Origin of the sequence: Pseudomonas antarctica (genome assembly GCF_900624995.1) — a bacterium.
In the GTDB taxonomy this organism is placed as follows: domain Bacteria; phylum Pseudomonadota; class Gammaproteobacteria; order Pseudomonadales; family Pseudomonadaceae; genus Aquipseudomonas; species Aquipseudomonas antarctica.
Genome location: NZ_UYXQ01000174.1, coordinates 1 through 6,421 on the forward strand (window position 1 = coordinate 1; position 6,421 = coordinate 6,421).

General features: G+C 60.0%; 5 protein-coding genes and 1 pseudogene. 4 read left to right on the forward strand and 2 right to left on the reverse strand.

All coding sequences use genetic code 11. From position 1 onward, the window contains the following. Positions 1–459 precede the first annotated feature (459 nt). Complete coding sequence (locus E0F99_RS28235; RefSeq protein WP_083358055.1) at positions 460–1,356, reverse strand: helix-turn-helix domain-containing protein; 897 nt, start codon at positions 1,354–1,356, stop codon at positions 460–462. A 138-nt stretch (positions 1,357–1,494) separates the two neighbouring features. Here E0F99_RS28235 and E0F99_RS28240 point away from each other — a divergent pair. The 4 genes and pseudogenes from E0F99_RS28240 to E0F99_RS28255 all read left to right on the forward strand — a co-directional run bounded on the left by E0F99_RS28240 (position 1,495) and on the right by E0F99_RS28255 (position 5,779). Further along, positions 1,495–2,783, forward strand: a pseudogene (locus E0F99_RS28240) (glutamine synthetase family protein). A gap of 21 nt (positions 2,784–2,804) precedes the next feature. Next, positions 2,805–3,893, forward strand: a complete 1,089-nt coding sequence (locus E0F99_RS28245) for a polyamine ABC transporter substrate-binding protein (RefSeq protein WP_083358056.1) — start codon at positions 2,805–2,807, stop codon at positions 3,891–3,893. Continuing rightward, on the forward strand, positions 3,890–5,185 hold the full coding sequence (locus tag E0F99_RS28250; protein WP_083358057.1) for an NAD(P)/FAD-dependent oxidoreductase: 1,296 nt from the start codon (positions 3,890–3,892) through the stop codon (positions 5,183–5,185). The genes E0F99_RS28245 and E0F99_RS28250 overlap by 4 nt, the downstream gene beginning before the upstream one ends. A 177-nt stretch (positions 5,186–5,362) precedes the next feature. Further along, a complete protein-coding gene (locus E0F99_RS28255; protein ID WP_083358058.1) occupies positions 5,363–5,779 on the forward strand; it encodes an SRPBCC family protein in 417 nt (138 codons plus the stop codon). Positions 5,780–5,918: 139 nt separating this feature from the next. Here the strand turns inward: E0F99_RS28255 and E0F99_RS28265 are convergent. After that, a partial coding sequence (locus E0F99_RS28265) for a sensor histidine kinase (protein WP_242626943.1) occupies positions 5,919–6,421 on the reverse strand: 503 nt, incomplete at its 5' end.

Below are 6,421 nucleotides of genomic sequence, written 5' to 3' on the forward strand. Positions count from 1 at the left end.
CATGGCCGATGCATTCCTTATCGGCGCTTTGGTGAAGGGGTGGGGCGAAGTCTCCCACGGTCTGTACTGGCTAGAGTCAGATGCTGGCTTTTAGTCCCACCACCCCAACAAGTCTAACCATACAAGCTGGCTTGCCTGCGATGGCCTGGTAGACCTGTGGCGAGGGTGCTTGCTTCTGGGCTGGCTATTTTTTTCGGGTTGATTGAGTACATATCCGTTGCTGCGGTAACGGCTTCGTAGGGTTGCGCTCTTACAGCGGCTCACTTTTGGCTGGGCCGGCATTCCGGGCTCTTTTCCAAAAGTGAGCCGCTGTAAGAGCGCAACCCATATCAGCCATCACCCAAATAACGGATATGTACTCAGCGGCCCGGAGACAACCCCAGCACTCAACCCGTAAAAAAGTTGTGTAGATACCTAAGGCTATCGCAGGCAAGCCAACGCCCACAGGGCGATTGCATTTCAGCTGGAGCGCTTGAGGGTCTCGCTCGGCAGCTCTTGGAACAACGCCCGATAGCTATTGGAAAACCGCCCCAAATGCCAGAACGACCAATTCATCGCCACCTCGGCGACAGTGGTGCCGGCTGAGGTCAGCAACTCGCGCCGCGCCCCGTTCAACCGCCGCAAGCGCAACCACTGCGCCGGGCTCATCCCTGTATAGGTCTTGAAGCCTTGCTGCAAGTGGCGCAACGGCACACCGGCAATCTGCGCCAGCTCCAACAGGTTGACGGTTTCATCCGGCGCATCCGCCGCCCACTCGCCGATACGCGCCATCAACTGGCGTTCGTCGCTGCGGCGTTGCAACGAACTGCGGTCCAGGCACACGCAGGCATTGTCGAGGATAAACAGACAGTCATCGAGCAACTGCTGGGTCAGAGCATCGCGGCTGATCGGGTCGACCGTCGCCGATAACCGTGTGAGGGTGCCACTGAGCCAGCGCGTGAACAGTGCGTTCTGCTGACAGGTCAGCGGGGCCATGAACAGCCCTTCAAGCCTGGCCACATCCAGGCCATGGCGCTGCACGAATTGCGGGCCGAACACCACCGCCACTTCGCGGTAGTTTTCCGGGGTGATCCAGGTGTTGTGGCTTTCGCCATTGAGCATGTACAGCGCGTTGTCGCTGCCGTCGAAACAGAACGCCAACGAACCGGGCGGCGCGTTGAAATGCTGTTCCACGCGGGTGTTCATGCATTCCTCGTAGACCTCCACGCCCTGCAGGTCGAGGTAGCGAATTTGCCCGGCAAAATGCCCCGGGGACATCTGCTGGTACTGCTGCACCCAACCGGGTGTTGCACTGCATTGAGCGGCCACGTCACCGGTGGTAAAGGCCTGTACACGCAAAGCTGTTGCCTGTGTCATGGAAGATCCGAGCGCACTCTATTGGTGCGTTATGGTTCGTGCAAAGTGGATAGATGCCCTTTCGAGGCTGGCCCAAGATAGACCTCAATGCGCCGGGCGTACAAGCCTGCGTCGCATCCAACCCATGACGAGGTCCTTATGAACACCCCCTTCGATCAGCTGCACGCCTGGCTGAAAGAACACAAGATTACCGAAGTCGAATGCGTGATCAGTGATTTGACTGGCATTGCACGCGGCAAGATTGCGCCCACCAACAAGTTCCTGCATGAGCGAGGCATGCGCCTGCCGGAAAGTGTGTTGCTGCAAACGGTGACCGGGGACTTTGTCGACGACGCTATCTACTACGACCTGCTGGACCCGGCCGACATCGACATGATCTGCCGCCCGGCGGTCAACGCCACGTACGTCATCCCTTGGGCGATTGAGCCCACCGCTATCGTGATCCACGACACCTTCGACAAGCACGGCACCCCCATCGAATTGTCGCCGCGCAACGTGCTGAAAAAGGTCCTGCAGCTGTATACCGAGCAAGGCTGGCAGCCGATTGTCGCGCCGGAAATGGAGTTCTACCTCACCCAGCGTTGTGAAGACCCGGAGCCGCCAACGAGTTCGATCCGCTGTTCGAAGACGTCTACGACTGGTGCGAACTGCAGGGCCTGGACCTCGATACGCTGATCCACGAAGACGGCCCGGCGCAGATGGAAATCAACTTTCGTCACGGCGACGCCCTGGACCTGGCCGACCAGATCACCGTGTTCAAACGCACCCTGCGCGAGGCCGCACTCAAGCACAACGTGGCGGCGACGTTTATGGCCAAGCCAGTGGGTGACGAGCCGGGCAGCGCCATGCACCTGCACCAGAGCGTGGTGGACATCGCCACCGGCAAACCGGTGTTTGTCGACGCCGATGGCAAGATGAGCCCATTGTTTTTGCACCACATTGGCGGGCTGCAAAAATACATCCCCAAGCTGCTGCCGATGTTCGCGCCCAACGTCAACTCGTTCCGCCGTTTTCTGCCGGACACCTCGGCGCCCGTCAACGTCGAGTGGGGCGAAGAAAACCGCACCGTCGGTCTGCGCGTGCCGACTTCCAGTCCCGATGCGATGCGCGTGGAAAACCGCCTGCCGGGCGCGGATGCCAACCCGTACTTGGCAATCGCGGCCAGCTTGTTGTGCGGCTACCTGGGCATGATCGAAAAGATCGAGCCGAGCGCGCCGGTGGAAGGCCGCGCCTACGAGCGGCGCAACCTGCGCCTGCCATTTACCCTCGAAGACGCACTGGCGCGGATGGAAGATTGCGCCACGGTCAAGCAGTACCTGGGCGAAAAGTTCGTGCGCGGCTACGTCGCGGTCAAACGCGCCGAGCATGAAAATTTCAAGCGGGTGATCAGCTCCTGGGAGCGCGAGTTCCTGCTGTTGAGCGTCTAAAAAAACTAAAGGGGTGTCGATATGCGTCTTGTCAAAAAGCTTCTCCCGCTGGCCCTGGTGGCCCTATTCAGCAGCACCAGCGAAGCGGCACAAACGGTCAGTGTCTACAACTGGACCGACTATATCGGCGAGACCACCTTGGCGGATTTCCAGGCCAGGACTGGGATCAAGGTGGTCTACGACGTGTTCGACTCCAACGAAACCTTGGAGGGCAAGCTGCTCGCGGGTCGCACCGGCTATGATGTGGTGGTGCCGTCCAACCACTTCCTCGCGCGCCAGGTAAAAGCCGGCGCGTTCATGAAGCTGGATCGTTCGCAACTGCCAAACTTCAAGAACCTCGACCCCAAGTTGCTCAAGCTGCTGGAAAAAAACGACCCAGGCAACGCGCACTCGGTGCCCTACCTGTGGGGCACCAACGGCATCGGTTATAACGTCGACAAGGTCAAGCAGGTGCTGGGTATCGACACTATCGATTCGTGGGCGGTGCTGTTTGAGCCGCAGAACATCAAGAAGCTGCACGAGTGCGGCGTCGCCTTCCTGGACTCGGCGGATGAGTTGTTCCCGGCGATCCTCAATTACATGGGCAAGGACCCGCGCAGCGAGAACCCCGAGGATTACAAGCAGGCTGAAGCCAAGCTGTTGACGCTGCGGCCGTACATCACCTATTTCCATTCTTCCAAGTACATATCGGATTTGGCCAACGGGAATATCTGCGTGGCCTTCGGCTATTCAGGGGACGTATTCCAAGCGGCCAACCGCGCCAAGGAAGCCAAGAACGGCGTGAACATTGCCTACTCGATTCCCAAAGAAGGCGCCAACCTGTGGTTCGACTTGCTGGCGATTCCCGTCGACGCGAGCAACCCGAAAGAAGCTCACGCCTTTATTAATTACCTGCTCGATCCCGAGGTGATCGCCAAGGTCAGCGCCTCGGTCGGTTATGCCAACGCCAACCCGGCCGCCAAACCCTTCATGGCCCCGGAGCTGGTGAACAACCCTGAGGTGTATCCGTCCCAGGAAGTCCTCGACAAACTGTATATTTCCACCACGCCGACCCCGGCGACCATGCGCCTGATGACCCGCGCCTGGAGCAAAGTGAAGACCAATAAATGATGCAGTCCCAGGACCACGCCCGGTCGTATTACCGCGCTTCGGCCAACGCCATGCCAGAGCGTCCATCGCTGGGCACCGACCTGAGCGCCGACGTGTGTGTGATCGGCGGTGGTTTCACCGGCGTCAACACCGCCATCGAACTGGCCCAGCGTGGTCTCTCGGTGATCCTGCTGGAGGCCCGACGCATCGGCTGGGGCGCCAGCGGGCGCAATGGCGGGCAGTTGATTCGTGGCATCGGCCATGACGTCTCGGGGTTCGCCAAATACGTAGGCGAGGAGGGCGTGCGCTACCTGGAGCGCGCCGGGATTGATTCAGTGGCGCTGGTGGGCGAGCGTATTCGTGAGCATGGCATCGACTGCGACCTGCGCTGGGGCTTCTGCGAGTTGGCCAACACCCCGGCGCAGTTTGCTGCGTTCAACGGCGAACAGGCGCACCTGGCGGCGCTTGGGTACAGCCATGAAACCCGTCTGGTAGGCCCGCAGGATATGGCGCAGGTGGTGGCCTCGACAGGCTACGCCGGAGGCCTGGTGGACATGGGCTCCGGGCATCTGCACCCGCTGAATCTGGTATTGGGTGAGGCACAGGTGGCGGAGCGGCTGGGGGTGCGCATTTTTGAACAGACCCAGGTGCTCGAACTGAACCACGGCGACACCGTAGAGGTGCGTTGCGCCGGCGGCACGGTGCGCGCCGCCAACCTGGTGCTGGCGTGCAATGCGCACTTGGACGAACTGGAGCCGCGATTAAGTGGCAAGGTGCTTCCAGCGGGCAGCTATATCATTGCTACCGAGCCACTGTCCGAGGCCGTCGCCCAGCAATTGATCCCGCAAAACCTGGCGCTGTGCGACCAGAAAGTCGGCCTCGATTACTACCGACTTTCTGCCGATCGACGCTTGTTGTTCGGCGGTGCCTGTCATTACTCCGGGCGTGATCCGGTGGATATCGCTGCGTATATGCAACCGAAGCTGCTCAAGGTGTTCCCGCAGTTGGCAGGCACCGCCATTGAGTTCCAGTGGGGCGGCAAGATTGGCATTACCGCCAACCGCTTTCCCCAAGTCGGGCGGCTCAAGCAATACCCGAATGTGTTCTATGCCCAGGGCTATTCCGGGCATGGGCTCAACGTGACGCATTGGTGCGCAAAGCTTTTAGCGCAAGCCATTCATGCCGGCCATAGCCAGGGCCTGGATATTTTCAGCCAGGTGCCGCACATGACGTTTCCGGGCGGCAAGGCGTTGCGCTCGCCCCTGCTGGCGCTGGGGATGTTATGGTTTCGCTTGCGCGAGAGGGTGAGCTGATGCGCCGCGATCCACATGTGGGAGGGTATTTGCGCCCACATTTAAAACATTGTCAGCCTGCGGGTTCGGTGACTACCGGCGGGCGGCTGATTTTCCTGTCTTCTGCGACCACAGGTGCTGCGTTGCGGGTCGACAGCCTGGCGATCTGAATTCATTTTATTTTTTGGAGTATTTATTATGGCGACAGCTTCTTCTGTCATCGAGGTTCCGGTTTCGGCCGATCAGGTCTGGCAATTGATTGGCGGCTTCAACGCGCTGCCGGATTGGCTGCCGCTTATCGTCAAAAGCGAGGCGAACGACGGTGGGCGTGTGCGTCACCTGGAAACGGCGGACGGCGGTGTAGTGGTCGAGCGTTTGCAGCGCTTTGATAACGTGGCGCGTACGTACAGCTACACCATTGAGCAGTCGCCGTTTCCGGTGAGTGCTTACCTGGCGACGTTGCAGGTTGAGGCGTTGACGCAGGCGTCGGCAAAAGTGACCTGGTCCGGCGTGTTCACCCCCGCCGCCGGCACTACGGATGCGGCGGTCGAAGAGTTGTTTGCCGGTGTGTACGGCGGTGGGCTTGAGGCGCTGCGCGCAAACTTCCCGGCCTGATCTGATCCGACAGACAGTTGAGATCTAATGTGGGAGGGGGCTTGCTCCCGATGGCAGTGTGTCAGTCAGCAGAAATATCGACTGAACCACCGCTATCGAGAGCAAGCTCCCTCCCACATTTTTTTGCCCAAGGTAACCTTCAGGCTTCGGGCATTAACTGTTGCCGACACTCCATCAGCAGACACGCACCACCGCATTGGCTGTTGCCGACTTCCAACTTGAACCCGTGCAAGTTGATGATCGCCGCCACAATCGACAAGCCCAACCCGAACCCGCCTTGCTGGTCGCTTTCATCCACGCGATAGAAACGCTGAAACACCGCGTTGCGCTCCGCTGCCGGGATGCCTGGGCCTGAGTCGTGGACTTCGATGCGCGTGCTGCCGGCATCATTGACGCCACGCAAGATCACTTCACCGCCCGGTGGCGAGAACTTGATCGAGTTGCTCAACAGGTTGGCCAAGGCTTCGAACAACAGTGCGCGGTCGCCGGTGATCCACGGCAGCGAGTCCGGCACGTCGAGGCGCAGTTGCAATTCACCTTCTTCGGCCAGGGGCAGGTAAAAGTCATGCAGCTCGCGCAATAACGGCAGCGGTGCCGTCCCCAGGAACACCGCGCGCCCCGGGTGGGCTTCCACCTCCGACA